Annotated in this window: 13 protein-coding genes; 2 read left to right on the top strand and 11 right to left on the bottom strand. The window is 33.5% G+C overall.

Annotation, left to right across the window (positions count from 1 at the left end):
- Nucleotide 1: 1 nt before the first annotated feature.
- Nucleotides 2-1408: a hypothetical protein gene (locus IMCC3317_RS10130; RefSeq protein ID WP_160129398.1), complete on the bottom strand. Its 1407-nt coding sequence runs from the start codon at nucleotides 1406-1408 to the stop codon at nucleotides 2-4.
- Between the two features lie 11 nt (nucleotides 1409-1419).
- Nucleotides 1420-2820, bottom strand: coding sequence for an SUMF1/EgtB/PvdO family nonheme iron enzyme (locus IMCC3317_RS10125; protein WP_228055027.1), 1401 nt, complete (start codon nucleotides 2818-2820; stop codon nucleotides 1420-1422).
- Nucleotides 2821-3224: 404 nt separating this feature from the next.
- Here IMCC3317_RS10125 and IMCC3317_RS10120 point away from each other — a divergent pair, with 404 nt between their 5' ends.
- Together IMCC3317_RS10120 and IMCC3317_RS10115 are read left to right on the top strand one after the other, a co-directional pair.
- A complete protein-coding gene (locus IMCC3317_RS10120) occupies nucleotides 3225-3962 on the top strand; it encodes a LytR/AlgR family response regulator transcription factor (RefSeq protein WP_160129396.1) in 738 nt (245 codons plus the stop codon).
- A 16-nt stretch (nucleotides 3963-3978) separates the two neighbouring features.
- Nucleotides 3979-5913, top strand: a complete 1935-nt coding sequence (locus IMCC3317_RS10115) for a tetratricopeptide repeat-containing sensor histidine kinase (protein ID WP_160129395.1) — start codon at nucleotides 3979-3981, stop codon at nucleotides 5911-5913.
- Nucleotides 5914-6093: 180 nt separating this feature from the next.
- Here the strand turns inward: IMCC3317_RS10115 and IMCC3317_RS10110 are convergent, their stop codons facing one another.
- The 9 genes from IMCC3317_RS10110 to IMCC3317_RS10070 form a co-directional block, all read right to left on the bottom strand.
- Complete coding sequence (locus IMCC3317_RS10110; protein WP_160129394.1) at nucleotides 6094-7743, bottom strand: hypothetical protein; 1650 nt, start codon at nucleotides 7741-7743, stop codon at nucleotides 6094-6096.
- A gap of 5 nt (nucleotides 7744-7748) precedes the next feature.
- Nucleotides 7749-8270: a hypothetical protein gene (locus IMCC3317_RS10105; protein WP_160129393.1), complete on the bottom strand. Its 522-nt coding sequence runs from the start codon at nucleotides 8268-8270 to the stop codon at nucleotides 7749-7751.
- A complete protein-coding gene (locus tag IMCC3317_RS10100; protein WP_160129392.1) occupies nucleotides 8267-9514 on the bottom strand; it encodes a DUF6638 family protein in 1248 nt (415 codons plus the stop codon). Before IMCC3317_RS10100 ends, IMCC3317_RS10105 begins: the two co-directional genes overlap by 4 nt.
- Nucleotides 9515-9701: 187 nt before the next feature.
- Nucleotides 9702-10376, bottom strand: coding sequence for a signal peptidase I (gene lepB / locus IMCC3317_RS10095; RefSeq protein ID WP_160129391.1), 675 nt, complete (start codon nucleotides 10374-10376; stop codon nucleotides 9702-9704).
- Nucleotides 10376-10777, bottom strand: a complete 402-nt coding sequence (locus IMCC3317_RS10090) for a nuclear transport factor 2 family protein (protein WP_160129390.1) — start codon at nucleotides 10775-10777, stop codon at nucleotides 10376-10378. Before IMCC3317_RS10090 ends, lepB begins: the two co-directional genes overlap by 1 nt.
- 2 nt (nucleotides 10778-10779) lie before the next feature.
- Nucleotides 10780-12744: an AAA family ATPase gene (locus tag IMCC3317_RS10085; protein WP_160129389.1), complete on the bottom strand. Its 1965-nt coding sequence runs from the start codon at nucleotides 12742-12744 to the stop codon at nucleotides 10780-10782.
- 185 nt (nucleotides 12745-12929) lie between these two features.
- Nucleotides 12930-13991 carry a hypothetical protein gene (locus IMCC3317_RS10080; protein WP_160129388.1) on the bottom strand — a complete coding sequence of 354 codons (1062 nt, stop codon included), beginning with the start codon at nucleotides 13989-13991 and terminating at the stop codon, nucleotides 12930-12932.
- Nucleotides 13992-14195: 204 nt separating this feature from the next.
- Nucleotides 14196-15563: a microtubule-binding protein gene (locus IMCC3317_RS10075; RefSeq protein WP_160129387.1), complete on the bottom strand. Its 1368-nt coding sequence runs from the start codon at nucleotides 15561-15563 to the stop codon at nucleotides 14196-14198.
- Nucleotides 15564-15765: 202 nt separating this feature from the next.
- Entirely contained in the window at nucleotides 15766-16611 is an 846-nt protein-coding gene (locus tag IMCC3317_RS10070; RefSeq protein WP_160129386.1) for a M50 family metallopeptidase, read from the bottom strand.
- Nucleotides 16612-16650: the final 39 nt, after the last annotated feature.

The raw sequence follows: 16650 nt of genomic DNA, 5'->3' as shown, positions 1-16650 counted from the left end.
TTTAGTTTTCTGGTAATTGTTCTTGAATTTGATAAGTACTAAAGTTAAGGAAATTTCCTGGATGTGCTAGTACATTTTGTAAGATAAATGGCGTATCAGGAGCAGTTCCTGTATATTGTGTGTTTCCATCCATGTTTACATCATGTGTATTATATCCATTTAGACTATAAGTAGGGAAATTTAAAAAGTTTCCAGCATCATTCAATATTTCTGATAATATACTTGGAGTATCTGGAGTTGTCCCTGAATACTGTACAATTATATCATTATTTACATTTCCTGCCCATAAAGCCATATCTCCATTTGATAATTGTACCTGTGCATTACTTCCAAATGTAGCGGTTCCACTGCTAGTGAAATTTACACTCGTAGGATTTACAGATAAAGGAATCTTGTTAGATGTCATTGCAGCTAAATGATTCCTATGTTTTATAACCACATAATACTCACCCGTTAAGCCACGTAATATCACATCAGATGTTCCATCTATGGCAACAACATCACCATCACGTTGTACTAAAGCAGAAGCATCATCAACAATAAGTGTATCGTCTGATCCACTTCTAATTTGTATGAAAACCCAATCTACAATGTCGTTTTGACTTAATCCAAAACCTGATATACCACCATTATTAAATACATTAGAATTAGAAATTACTGTTCCTGAGTCATAAGGACTAATTTTAGGAATTAAATTCCCTGAACGTAAGTCATCATTCATGAGACCATCAAATGAAGGGTTAAAACGTGGGCCTTGTAAAAACACATTTACCGCTAATCTTAAGTCCACAACTTGATTAGGATCTAGGAATAAATTCTCTTGATCAACATCAAAGCCGTCACCATTTCCACCTTGGTATAATACCGCCAGCGAAATATTCTCTAAAGTAGTATTGAGCAAACTTTCAACATCATGTCCATCACCATTTCCACCATTATATAATACTGCTAAAGAAATGTTTTCTAAGGTAGTATTGAGTAAACCTTCAACATCATGTCCGTCACCATTTCCACCTCGGAACAGTACAGCCAACGAAATATTTTCTAATGTTGTATTGGCTAATATCTCATTATCGTGTCCATCGCCATTTCCACCTTGGTATAGTATGGCTAGCGTAATATTTTCTAAAGTAGTGTTGAGCAAACCTTCAACATCATGTCCATCACCATTTCCACCTCGATATAATACCGCCAGTGAAATATTGGTTAAAGTAGTATTGAGTAAACCCTCAACGTCGTGTCCGTCACCATTTCCACCGCGATATAGTATGACTAATGAAAGGTTTTCCAACGTAGTTGACGCCTTTATTTCATTATCATGCCCATCACCATTTCCGCCGCGATATTGCGCGAAAACTTGCGTGAACTGGAATAGTATAAAAGTTAAGATTAAAAATCTTTTTTTCATTTTTTTATATATTAAGGTGCTGTTCTTGCTCCTCTGAATCCAAGGCGATTATTTCCACCTGCAATGATAGACGCTCCATCAAATCGGTCAGAAACTCTTAAAAAGTCAGCTCCATTTAACCAGCTTCCTCCACGGAAACTATATCCATCACCAGTTGTATTGTTTGGCCAGTTAGATACCGTACCGTTTCCTGTAGTAGAACTAATAATTCCATTTCCATGAAGTCCTGAAAAGTTTCTTCCTTGTGCAGTTCCTACAGTAACACATCGTTCATATAAATTTCCAGACAGTTCCATAATTCCATAATAACTTCCGCCAGTTTCTTCTCTATTTTTATTAATAGCACTAGAAGCAAATATTCCATTTCTTGCAGGACCACTAAAATTTGCATCCGTTAAACTATACAATGCGTTTCCTGTATTGGTAGCACTATTTGAAATACGCTCACTTGAAAAACCAGCATTTACTACAGTATAATCAACAGAATTAATATTAGCACTTCCCCAAGCAAATTCGCCAGATTTAGATAAAATAGGACCTCTACACGCTTTCTCAAATTCTAACTCTGAAAGTGGGCGCATTCCTGTCCAATCCATATACGAATTCATATCTGCAATACTTAAATAAGAAACTGACCTATCTGGAGCAGCTGTGGTTGCACTTGCAGTTCCGCCAGACCAAGCAACTGTGTTTCTGCTTACAACAGCATCACTGTTTTTATGATCAGCATCGGTAATATCTCTATTATTTTTTTGATTTTCTGTTAAGCTATTGAAAAAAGCTATCCATTGCCCTTCGGAAACTTCATATTTCATTGCATAAAAATCATTGAATCCTTTTGGATATGAAGCAGCTAATACACCTGTTTGATCACCACCATTTGAATTAGTTCCTGTATAATACATGTTTCCAGAAGTGTTTGCAATTGTTAACGCATTTTCTGAAGTAATTCTAAATGAAGATGAAGTAGAAAAACCACCTGAGTGAAATTTGTTTGCTTCACTTCCTGTAGTTCCACCTACATAAAAAGAACCTTCTGGTACGTATACCATTTCCACAGCAAATACTTGAATGTCGATAACATCATTGGTGTCAGTAGATCCAAAATTCCAACGAATTTGATTATTTTGGAAATTTACGTTTCCACTACCGTCAGTACTTCTATATATAAATGCTCCAATTCCATCAGAAGTAACATCCATAGTTGCTCCTGTAGCAGCAGTTGAGTTTGCTTGACTCACAATTCCGTGTGTCCATGTTCCATTGTTTACTCTGTATTTGATAAATACCCAAGCAGCATCATAATTAGATGGCCCTGAGCTTATTCTCCATGAATTTTCCCAAAAAAGGTCAAACTCAATGTTTACCCAGTTAGAAACTTCATTTAAATTTTCAAGTGATATGTTGTTCACCTGGATATTGTTTGCCTTTGTTGAGGAGGCAAAGCAAACTAGCATTAGAATTAGTGTAATTTTTTTCATTACTTTGATTTTGAGTGTTTAGTTAATTTGATAAATTGTATTCTTGTTGATAAATTGTTAGTTATACTAAGTATTGACTATTTGTGATCATAATTTGGGTGTAACTTTATTTACTTTTCAAATATACCGCATGAAAGCGTTGATTTGTATAGTTTTTGTATGAATGGAATCAAATCTTGTATAGATCGTTTTTGACTGAAAAGGGTGTAAATACCCTTGTTTGTTGATTATTTGCAAAAGCAAACCGCACATACATATTTTTGCACCAACGACACGAACTTTGTCAGAATTTAACTCGAAAGATGTACCTTTAGACTAATTAAAAGCCAAAACTTATGCTAAGAGCAATTTTAATAGATGACGAACCCAAAGCTCTGGAAAGTCTCACTTGGGAATTGGAAAACTTCAGCGATGAAATAGAAATTCTAGCTACGTTTACAGATCCTGAAGAAGCGTTACTATATGTAGAGAAAGCAACGTGCGACTGTGTTTTTCTTGATATCGAAATGCCAACGATGGATGGTTTTCAATTTTTAAATAGAATAAAGTCGAAAGATTTTGCCGTAGTCATCACAACCGCTTACAACGAATATGCCATCAAAGCATTAAAGGAAGAAGCAATCGATTACTTGTTGAAACCTATTGACATGGACGATTTAAAAGTCGCTATTTCTAAAGTGAAAAAATACATTGCTCGAAATGATGTATCTACCGAAAAATTTGAACGCATCTTATCTGACTATAATAGCAGATTCAACAAAAAAAGAATAACCATAAATACCGATGGGAAACTCATTTTTCTCGATTTGGACGATTTACTATTTGCCGAATCTGATGGAAATTACAGTACCTTATATCTTACCAATTCCAAAAAAATAGTATTAACCAAAAAACTAAAAGAAGTGGACGCAATGTTGCCAGATGAACGTTTTTTTAGGATTCATAATTCATACATTGTCAACTTAGATAAAATAAAAGAATTCATAAAATCTGATGGATATGTAGTTCTAATATCCAATCATAAAATCCCCATTTCTAGACAACGCAAAGCAGCTTTCCTAGAAAAATTATAAGAAATACAAAAAATGTATGTACAATTCATATAAGAATGGTTTACTAATCATTCTTACCCTCATTTTTACTACCATTGGATTTTCGCAAACGCTCGATAGCATTTTTGTGAGAGATGCAAATGCACTTTTGGAAACGAAAAAATCATCGTATTCCGAAATAGATAATTCATTAAAAAAATATAAGAGAGATTCACTACAAATACAATATATGGTGAACCTCTATAAAGAGAATCAATATTTACCTGGCGAAATTTATGCGCTTAATACTTTAGGAATTCATTGTCGAAATACTTCTCAGTATGACAAAGCTATTTTATACCACAAACAGGCTTTAGAAAAAGCAATCGAAATAGGAAATAAAGAAGCACACGTACATTCATTAAACATGTTAGGTGTTGTGTACCGAAGAATAGATGATATCAGAAACGCTTTAGATTATCATCAAGAAGCCTTAGCAATCGCAGAATCCATTGAAGATCGTACAGAATCTGTGAAACGAAGAATTGCAGTTTCTTTAAATAGTATGGGAAATATTTTTCTTGTATTAGAACAATATGATTTAGCAATACAACGCTTTACAAAATCAATGAAAATTGAAGAAAGTGTCGGAAATAAACTCGGTTTAGCAATTAATTACCATAACATAGGATACGCAAAAGAAGCCACAGGCGATATAGAAGGTGCATTAACAGATTATAAAGAATCTTTGCGATACAATAACGAAATTGATTCTGATTTAGGACGTGTAATCTGTAATAACAGTATTGGTCAAATCTACATCAAGCAAAAAAAATATCAGGAAGCCATTGATATTATTTCTTCTACGTTTGAAAAAGCAAAAGGATTGCGAGACAAGTTTCATCTTTCGGGCGTATATACCAATTTTGGTTGGGCATACTTAGAAATGAAAAATTATAAGCTTGCAAAAAAATATTTGAATGAAGGATTGGCTATTTCCAAAGAATACAATCTGAAAAGTGCAATTGCTGAAAATTATGGACGTTTGGCAGTTGTTGCAGAAGAAGAGAAAGATTATAAAAAAGCATTAGAATATAGAAAGATATCGTACGAGTTGAATCAAGAAATTACCAACCGGAAGAATTTCAAATATGTAAACGACCTGATCATAAAATACGACACAGAAAAATTTAATACACAAATAGAAAATCTTGAAAAAGAAAATGAAAATGTAAAGCTTACGCTGAGACGAAATAAAAGTATTTGGATTACAAGTAGTATTGTACTCGCGTTTTTGGCAATTATGATTTACATTCTATATCGACAGCGTTTATTAAACAACGAAAAGAAAATTTTAACCTTGGAGCAGGAAATGTTGCGCAGTCAAATGAATCCGCATTTTGTCTTTAACTCGTTGAATTCTATCAAACAATATATTATTGCCAATGAAAAGAAAAATGCAGTACATTACTTAAATAAGTTTGCAAAGTTGATTCGTAAAATATTAGATGCTTCACGCGTAAAAGTCGTGTCTTTAAATGACGAATTGGAAACAATGGATTTATATATGAGTATTGAAAACATTCGTTTTTCTAACGAAATTAACTTTGAAGTATTTGTGGAGGAAGATATCAATCTCGATCAAATAAAAATTCCTTCATTAGTATTGCAACCGTTTTTAGAAAATGCTTTGTGGCATGGTTTATCGCCTAAAAAAGGGCAGAAAAATATTAAGCTTTCCGTAACAAGTACACAAAAAGACTTTGTCACCATTGCGATTACTGATAATGGAATTGGTAGAGAAGCGGCAAAGAAAATTGGAGATGATAAAATTGTAAAACGAAAATCTATTGGAATCTCGTTGACAAATAGTAGATTAACAAACTTTGTAAAAGACTTCAAAAATAGTTTTTCCATACAATTTATAGACTTAAAAGACGCGAATGGAATTGCAAGCGGAACAGAAGTTTTGCTACATATTCCGTTGAGATAGTTTGTTGTCATTCAAAGTATTCTCGATACATTTCTCCTAAAGTCGAAACACTCGAATTGACGTTTTAGCATGAAATAGAATCAAGAATATAGAATCAAGATTTATATCGTAGAAAACACGTCACTTCGAGTGGTTTTTCGTAATGTAATGAAGAAAAATTGTATCGAGAAGTACTATGAATTATTGATTCAGCGTATCTCTCACAATACTATCTCTCTGAATCGTCAACGAATCTTTTATAATTTCCGTTTTTAAATTTTCCTTTTCAGGATACAACTCACTATCAGACAAATTTTCAGAAGCTTGCCATGTTTCGCCCAATTGCTTTAAAATTTCTTCATTCCATGTTGAAGGATGTTTTGCATCAATCCAAACTACATCTTTATAGGAAACATCAACCAACGCTAAATCTGGTGTCGATCCGCCATCAAATTGATTACTATTTGCGCGTTTTGCAGCAATCGTACTTAACATAAACAAACGTCTTTTTCCAGCAATATCTCGTATAAAAGGTCTAAACTCTACAGGTTTATTTACGGTCCAATCGTATTCCTTTTTAGATTCCATCACTTTTGCGGGCATTGCAGAAACACCTGCCAAACCTTCTTTTCTAGCTGCATGATTGTAGTAATATACAGTTTTGCTTCCATCCGCAGGAATAAAAACACTGATAGATAATCCTGTTCGTTCTGCACCAATTGGTTCTAAACCAAACCAATGATACAATCCGTCATACGCATTATTTACAGTTCCTGTAAACTTAAAATCGGTCACGAAAGGTTGTTGATTCTGATCTTCAATCAAATCTGGAATTTTCACTGCAGTTTTCTTATTCCACGGAAGTGGATCTGTAAATCCTCCTAAAAACATCATTGACTTTGCTTGCAAACGTGATATTTTTTCAGACAAAGTATTTTGACGCGTTAAGTATGGATGTTTCTGAACATCTTCCGCAGAAATAAACGTTCCTTTTCCAATTAACAAACGCTCTAAATAATCATTAAAATCGTGTTCGCCAGTTTCTATAACCATCACGCCACCAAAAGTTGGATAGGGAAAAAAGAAACCTTTCCATTTAATTAAACTTACCACTTGAACCCAATTTCCATCGTCATTCTTCATATAATACGCTTCATGCGGCTCATAATTAAACAATTGCCAAGGATTAAAACGTTGTACAACTGCATTGTACGTATTTCTACTAAATGCTAACGACTCGCCAATGGCAAACGTTGCCGGAATTCTATTTTCATTAGAAAAGCGAGGAGAAGGCGATGTGCTCGATACCGAAAATAATTCCTCAATATTATCATTTGTACGTTGAATAAAATATTCTTGCGACGGCTGAACTGCCATTGTCCATTGATTGCGATCATCTACACGAACCAATTGTGGCGCTGAAACTTCTTGTGTTTCAGAAATAGATTCGTATGCCATTGTTTTAATATTGTTATATGGCTGAATACGTTCATTTCGACTCAAAGGTAACTTTGAAATCTCTTGAAGATCCATGTCATTAAAAACATTGTACGTTTGTAAATAATCGTACATGCCAATATTCCAAAGCAACACATAAATCAGCACAATAGACGCCAACGTCAGAATTGCTTTAAATATTTTTTTAATGGCACTTTCTGCTTTTCGAAACGCTCTAATTCCAAAGTAAATAATTGCTATAAACAATAGTAATATAAACAAGTACTTTCTTAAAAAGAGTAAAAATGGTTGGTAATCATCTCTCAAAATTAAAAGCGTACAAATAACGATCAATCCTACAATAATGAGGATGATTTTTTGTTTAGTTCCGCGATTCCAAAATCTTTTTAACATAACTTTTATTTTAATAATCCTTTATCTTTTAATCGTTCTCTACCGCTTTTTTTAGGCGTTTCAGGTTCGGTTGACATTGTTTCTTCTGTAGTTTCTTCTTTTGAAAAACTATCCGTAACTTCTTGTCCTTTAGTTTTAATATCGTCAATAATATCATTTCCAGTATCAACGACTTTATCAAGAATATTTTCTGATCTGTCTTTTACATTAATCACAAAATTTGCAATGTAAATTCCGATCATTGTTCCAAGTACGCCAGAAACATAATATTCAATTCGTGGACCAAACGGTAAAACTAGAAAAACCAATACCACTAAAATAAAAATTACATTTACATAAATGAGTCTTGGAATAAATTCTTGGTTTACAAAAAAGCCTTTTTTGCTTATCGCAGGCATTCGTAATTCTTTTGAATTTGTAATTTTGTTGATGGATCTGTACAATCCGTTATTTTTAGCTTCTAGCCAATACAAAGCAATTCCAAAAATGATGCTCGATATAAATATAATGATGTCAAATGTGATCATGAGTTCCAAGTATTTTGTTTAATTAATTTGATGACCCAATCCTGATAGGATTCGTCCCAAGCGATATATTCCTTGTAAAATGTTTCTTTATCGTACCAATATAAGAAAAGCGGATCTTTGTAAGGCGATGTTTTTACGATCAATTTCCAAACGAGTTCTTGCTCTTTCATTGGCAATTCTGGTGTTGGAATTTGAATACACGCTAAAACTTCTTGTGTTAATCCACCTTCAATATCTAAAGCGTTTGCTTTTTTTGAATTTGCTTGCAAGCGATCTAAAATCATGAGTTGCTTTCGCGCATCTGCTGTAAAACGGTTCAAATAACGTTTGTATACATTTGAATTTTCTAATATTTCACTCAACGAATGTGTCGCATCTTTAAGGTGTTTTGAGAAAATTATTTTTTGTACGCGTTCATAATAACCAGAATTTACACTGTGTTCAACATCGAGCACGATCATTTTTTCTGCGGCTAATGCGCTAAAAAAGCGTCCATCTTCAATATGAAAAGCTTGTGTTTTTGAAGAAGTTGTTACTTTATCTGCTTCTACTTTTGATTCGAAAATCAAGATATTCTTTCCACTTTCTTTTCTTCTTAATACAAATACGCCGCCAAATGCTCGTGTGTAAAAAGAAGTTGTCAAAAAGTTCATTTGTTTCATTTGTAGCGTGCGCGATCTTAAATCGCCGTGCTTTCTGGCGGAAGCCAAAATTTTTAAATGCAACGTTTCATCCAGAAAATTCCCTTCTTCATGAAATTCTTCAACAAGTTTCAATTGCTGTTGTTGCACGCTATACAAATCATCAACCACAGAAAAATCGACGGTAATTTGATTGTATTTTAATAAATCTTCTGGTTCGTAAAATGCGTCTATATATTGATCTAAATCGACACAAATTGCAGCATCTCGTGTAATATCTTTAATCGTATCTGCATGCTTTTTAAAAATATGGTGCATGATATCTTTATCAAAACTATGAAAAGGTGAATAGGCAGGTTTTTCGTTTTGCTTTGGCGAAAGAATAATTGCATTCGGATTGGATTCGCCAGAATTTAAGTATAGAAAATCATCTTTTTCATCGGCAATTTCAGGACTCCAACCTATTGCGTCAATATGAAAACTGCGCAATTCTGTTGGCGCGGTTCCAATAAAAGAGAGACATTTATTATAGCGTTCTACCAAAGCGCCTGTAACAGGAACTAAGGCTGCGCCAAATAATTCGGATCGTTTTAATTTTTCCATTCGGTAATTTTCAATTCACTATAAAAATACAATTATTTATAGTTTCTTAAGTGTATTATGTTGTTGTTATTACGTGTTGATTTTATTCTTAAAATACGCAGTTACATAGTATCAGTAAGGAATTCAGTCGTTTTGTTACATGTTTGCTTAGAATTCAAACGGATCATAACAGTTTTGAATCGTTATTTCAATACACAGTTTTCCAATACACACCAATAATCGCAGTTGCGTCTCTTAATCCAGTATGTCTGCTATCTTGTGAATTATCACGATTATCGCCCAAAACAAATATTTTTCCTTTCGGAATAATAAGCGGACCAAAATGATCTTTGTTCCAGTTTTGATTGTATTGTTCTTTGATAACTTGGTCAATTTTATCTTTGGAATGTATAAAACGATATTTTTCTAAAGCATATTTTTTCGCATCAACATCTTGAATAAATACCATGAATTTATCTTCAGAAATCCTGAAATTTTCTAGTGAAAGCTGTTTCATATTGTCCAATTGAGCTTGACTTAAAACATACGTATGCTGTAAATTAAAGTGCTTGTCAAAATTTTCTCCGTTTACAAACAACACACTATTTCTAATTTCAATAGTATCATTTTCAACACCACACAAACGATGTAAATATCTCATATTTCCATATAAAGAATCGTTGAAGTTATAGGAAATAAAATCACCGCGTTTAGGCGTTTTTAAGTTTGTAATAATTATATAAGAACCTGTTTTAATATTGGGTTCATCACCACTTGATGGAACGCTGTAAAAAGCAAACATTCCTGTAACTCCACCAATAATGCGCAAAGCGAAAAGGCATAAAATAATAATTCCAGCAATTTTAGCTATTTTTTTCAACATTAGTTACGTTTTAAGAAATGGATAATTTTGATTTTTTCGTTCTCTACAATGTACATTGTTACAAACTTTTGAATTGGCTCATCTGTACTAAATGTTATTTTTTCATGATCTAGTATCGTATCTCCAGTAACAATTCTGTCTTGAATATGTCTGTGTAAATTTGGATACTTTTTAAAAAGATTGCCAAAGACTTCTTTTACTTTTTCTTTACCATTTAGAGACTGATAATTCTTCGGGAAATTATATACTTTCACATCATTACTATACGTTTCTAAAAAAGCATCTAAATTTCCTTCATTGTACGCTTCAACTTGTTTTTGTACAACAGCTTCCGCTGAATTTTTTTCTTGCGCAGTCACAAATGAAACACAAAAAAGCAATACGTAAACGAATTTTTTCATACCTATTCAAATCCTTTTTCAAAACGATTGCTCGCTTCAGTTCCAATTTTCATTTGCATGATTTGTTGTTCCACTTTACGTGAGAAATCTGTGTCTGCAATCGTTGCAACATTATCTAAATATCGAATCACTTCTTGTTTTCTAACATCTGCAAAGTTGAGTCCTTTCATATTTGCAGTCATCAATTCTTTTAGCATTCCTAGTTTGGTATCGTATTCCTTTTGAAAATACAATTCAGGATTTTCAAACCAATCTTCGGGTAAATTGAAATCTGTTAAACGTAATGAAATTGCACTTTGGATATTTCTAATATCTCTCGAAGAGAAAAACGGAAATTCTTTCTGAACCGAACCATATAAGTTCGAATAAAAAGTATGTGAGTTTAACGAATCTTTCGCCAAAACTTTATCGTAAATCGCCGCAATTTTTTCCTCAGTAGGTCTTTCCAATTGCCCTAAAATTTCTCCTGCATTGGCAACCAATCCTTGATCGCTTAAATATTTGTAATCAGGATGATCTTTCATAGAAACAAAACCTGGTAACGTTTTTTCGAGTTTTCTCCACCAAATATAATCTTGATCTAAGAAATCGTGTTCCGTACGTGCGCCGTCAATTTTAAATCGTCCTTGAATTCTGGAAATTACAGCTTTGTCCAATTGTTCAGGCAAATTGGTAAATAATCCAATCGCACTATTTCCATGATTTACAGCATAAGCACCTTCCGTGTAGCGTAAAAACACACCAATTACTTCTTTTACACCAGCCGAAACACCTTGCGCAGTTCGTTCTTGTAAATTATTTTCTGCGTCATCAATAGGAGCGAAGATCAATCGTGTTGGATCTTGCATCGGTTTCATCCATTGTACCATTTTTTCTGCCGATCCACCTTGAAAAGTAGAAACGACAGTATCTGGCATCGGATGAAATAAAAACGGAATGTTTAAATGATCGCAACGTTCTTTCAACATCGTTGCAATTGCCGCAATTAGCATACTTTTCCCAGTTCCAGGAATTCCATAACCCATAAATACAGGCATAAATCCGCCCAATTCTTGAAAAGGATTTTTTTGCGTTGCAATGTCGTAACTCATCATACGTTCTACCAAACGTTTGGCAAAGTGCTTTGCGTCTTTGTTTCCGACAATTTGTTCAAAACGAATTGGATTGAATTCGATACTTTTGGCACTTCCCGTGAAAACGGTATCCCAACCAGCAATCGAAAATTCAGAATCTTCTAGTAAATACGTTCGGTCTGTAATAACTTCGGTAAAATCTAACGCGCCTTTTCGTTGTATAATTTCGTTTAAATACGATTCAAAATACAACACTGTAAAATCAATCACATCTTGTTCAGAGCTTATGAAACCTGGAAGATTCATATACTTGTCATAATAAAATAACAAACATGAAATTCCTTTCATTGGCGATAACACGGAAACTTCAGGAATTCCTGCAAATTTATTTTGCATCACTTTATTGTCTTCCGTAGCTTTTTCTTTGAGTCGAGAAACTAAATAATACGACAAACTAAACACCATAAAAGCCGTAGCCGTTTGTTGTTTAGATTCGTATTCTTTCCGTTGATCCGTAGAAAGTCCAGTTCGTTTTTCATGCAAAATGGACAAGCCAGAAGCATCATAATAACTATCACGAATCCACAAGCCAATTGCCAATGCTTCCTGTAAGTTAAAGAGAGTTTCATTCAGCGCAAGCGGTAATGCAACAGAATCTGGAAGTAAGCGTTTTTTGAGACTTAATATCGTTTTAGAAATCGAAATTGCATTCGCGCCAGCATTTCCTGTCGCTTTGGATAAGTACATTAAAATGTCTTCTTGCTCTTTGTTTTCGTCTCTGTTTCTAGCTTTGTAACCTTGTTCCCATTGTACGCCTTTGATAAAAGAAGAAGCTTCTTCGCGCAAAATAGTTAATTCCGTTTTTTTGATAGGAAAAGTTGGTTGTTTCTCCATGTATGTTTTTTTGTTGTTTTTTAGTTATGAGTTATGAGTTATGAGTTATGAGTTATGAGTTGTCAGTTGTTTGCTTTGATTTGTTTTTTTTTTGTTGATTCGTTGATTTGTTTTTCGTTGATTCACTGACAACTGACAACTGACAACTGACAACTTCGATTTCAACTTCAATTTCAGATTCAACTTCAAACCGAAGGCAATTCTTCCACCTCAAAAGGTTCGTGATGCAAGTGAATAATCGTATCTGGAATTTTTCCGTATAATAATTGAATCACTCTATGTGGAGCCAAAATATATTTGTGTTTTGCAACTTCACTCCAAACTTGAATTTCTTGTTTTGAAAATGATAACAAGTCATTGCTCACTTTTGACGAATTTACCGAATTAATGGTTTCCACAGTTGTCGTCAATGAAAACGAGTGCAAACCAACATCTTTATGTGCAATTGCTTGTAAAAGCGCACTTGTAATTTCGTGATCGTCTTTTGAGAAAATGCTATGTAAAATACCTAAATCTACACGTTTTATTTTTCGCGGATGTACATATTTTAAGCGTTTATCAATCATGTACGCCATATTATCTAAATCCTGATAACGATCGGCACAATCTTTAATAGTATCGTAAATTTCCTGTGTTATTTTTTCATCGGGTTCATAATCAAAATACATAAAACAGATAAATGGTCTGTTGACAGATATATCATAAAAAGCCCAATCGAGCACGTAGTTAGCAAACGTACTTTTGGTCTTTTTAATTTTCCCAATCACCAATTTTTGAAAAATTTTATCCTCCTGAATCATATTATAATACAACGAAGAAGACGCTTCAAACAAATCACGTTTTTCAACATGTTGTTTATTTATCATCAATTGCCGAAGAAACTTTTCTTTAAAAACATCTGCGCCAGGAAGTTTTGCTTTAAACTCTTCTTTTAAGTCCAAATCGTTGTGAATGTAGCGAAGCTCTAAGTAGTTTGGAAACCCAGATTCGGTCAAATCTACCTTCATGCGTTCTTCGTCAAAACGATACTTTAATTGCATTGCTTTTAGCGAAAAAGACAAGCGTTTGCAATACTCTTCCAACGATTTAAGTTCTTCTTTGGTGCAAATTTTATAATGATTCCATTCCACTAAATTCACTTCAAATTCGTCCAATACATGTTTTACCATTTTATAGTAAAGTTCGTATTGCGAATCCGAATCTAACGTTGCAGAATCTAATGGAGTTGTGATATCGTTTATAGACATTAAAACGAATTAATTTTAGTGATTAGTATTTTTTGGGCAGTCTTCGAGTACCTCAGACTTCTAACAAAAAAGCTTCTTAGGCTTCTAACAAAAGAGCTTCTTAGACTTCTCGCAAATGAGCTCCAATACTTTTGTATATTGAGCGTAGTCGAAATACAATCCTTCATGCGAAATTGCTAGTTTGTAGTTTATTTTTAGAACTAATTATCCTAACAAATCATCCGAACCGCCAGTATTTGTTGGAGCTGGAGTTCCACCGCCAGATTCACTTCCGCCACCAGCATTTCCAGTACTCGGATTATCGTTATTTTTATAATATTCTTCGAATAATTCTTTCATGTCAATTCCATAACGATTTTCGAAGTTCTTGCGAATTTCAACATCTTTCTCTCGAATTTCTTGCAACGATTCAGCATAACTTCCGTAAATACCTTTCATTACTTTTTCGTGAACAGGAATATTTTCCATCATATCTTGACGCGCTCTTGCACTTGCAGTATGCATTGCAGCAAGCGTTTCTCCGATTTTCTCATCCGTTTTAATTCCTAAATGCTCTAAAATTGCTGCAAATTCTTGATCTGTTCTTGCTTTCAAAGCAACTACATAACCGTCATAATAACGAACACGTTCTTCAGTATCCGATTTTAATTTTGCTCTGTGCGTTTGCAAGTTGCTACGTAACGAAGTCAATACTTTGATCGTTAAATTATGCTTGTGAACAAAACTATCTTTACTCGCCGCTAACGTAATATATGCAGTTCGTAAACCTTCTAATTCTTCTACAGATTGCTCTAGTTTCGTGATTTTAGAAAGCGTTTCAGAATACGCAGTTGATTGTTTGTCAACAACTTCATCTAACTCTTGTCGCACTTGACTCAATAAAGAGCGTTCCGTTTCAAGTTTTTCTTCAACTTCTTTCTTTTTCTGTAAAGCTTTCGTATGATTTTTACTTGCTTCAACTATCGCAACTTGCAACTTGCTTTCCACATCTTTAATTTCAACTTCACGATCTTTCAAGCGTTTTACTGCTGCTTGACTTTTGAATGAAAGTTCTTTTAACAACGTTTCTGTATCTGAAGTTTCAATACGTTTTTGAAACATTTCTTTTGCTTTAGAATCTGAAAAACGTCTGTCTTTCTCAGCTTGATCTAGCTCAGCTTTTGCGCTTTTCATTTTCGACTTTCTTCCCCAAAGGTTATTCCACCAAGTATCTGGTTTCTCCATCGCTTCACGATACTCAACTTTTGCTTTTTCAAGATCTTGTTGTGCAGTATCAATCACACCTTGTTCGGCATCATTTAAAGTAGAAAAACGTTCAAAAATGATTCCAACTTCGTCTTGATAATCTGTTAAATCACGAATCGCATCTAACAAAGAAGTACGATCTTTTTCAGCCATATCTACAACATTATCAAGTGTTGCATTTAGTATTTTTTGACGAACTTCTGGACTGTCTTCTTGTGCTAATTTCGACTTCATTGTGTCGATAGCTTTTCCCCAATCTACTTTATCGTTCGATTTTTGTTCTTGTTGTGATCCTGAAGTTTCCAGTAAATCAAATTCGTCAGCCATATAGTATGTAGTTTATGTTAATGAATGTTAGTTTGTAAAATATCTTATTTAATATCGCTTTCGCGAGATATAACATTTTTAGATGTAATTTCTAAAGATAAAGAATTTAGAATTATATGTAGATATTTTTTTGAAGTTGTTACACAACAGCAACATAATTTATAGTAATCGACTTATTTTCAGTGCATATAAAATGTATTTGTTACAGAAGAAACACCGAAATTAAAATCCAACAAATCAACAATGCGATTCCAATAAACTGAATTTTTCGTAATTTTTTAGGTGGAAAAGGTTTTTTTCGTTTTCTTTCGATGAAAGCAATGAGTGCATTTCCCATATCTAGTCCTGGAATTGGCAGAAAGTTTATCCAAATAAGTATGGCTGTAGCATTGAGAAATACAAAATATCCTGTAGTAAAATTAACGATTTCCATTTTAGGAAAACGTCTAACGTCTTTGTAACTTTTAATTGTTCTTATTGGGAAGATGGTCAATTTTACTTGTGCGCCAGCATTTTGTAGTAATCTATAAAAGTTTGAAACTATTTCAGTTATTTTATAATTTTCACGAGTTGGCGTTAATTTCTCTGGAAATCTTGGCGAGATAAAATTATTTCTATCATCTAAAACTTCTTTTTTCTGTTCATCTGAGATTTCTATACGAATTTCTTCTCCATTTCGATTGATATCAACATAAGTATCTTCACTCAATAAAACATCAACAATAAAAGACCTTGATTCAAATTTCCCTATTTTTTCTCCATTTATTGTGACTAATTTATCGCCATTTTCAAAACCAATATTTTCAGCAGTTACATTCGCTTCAATTCCGTAGATTAAATCGTCATTTGCTAAATACACTTTTTCTTGTGGTAATAGGTATGAAGTATACGAGATGAAAATCAACAGAAATATAAAAATAGTTCCGCTAAATTCGTATGCAAAACGTTTCCAATTCCATGTTTGTCGAACTTCTTTTAATGTTGTTTTGAGAAGTTTTAAACAAAGAAATTTACCTAAATTTTGAAAGAGAATGGAAAGTAGAATCATTTATTTGTGTGTAAAATTGTTGTTAAACTATGCAATTTA

It is taken from the genome of Kordia antarctica, assembly GCF_009901525.1.
Lineage (GTDB): Bacteria > Bacteroidota > Bacteroidia > Flavobacteriales > Flavobacteriaceae > Kordia > Kordia antarctica.
Note: the sequence above shows the minus strand (reverse complement) of the source record. Positions and strands in the feature narration are given on the sequence as shown.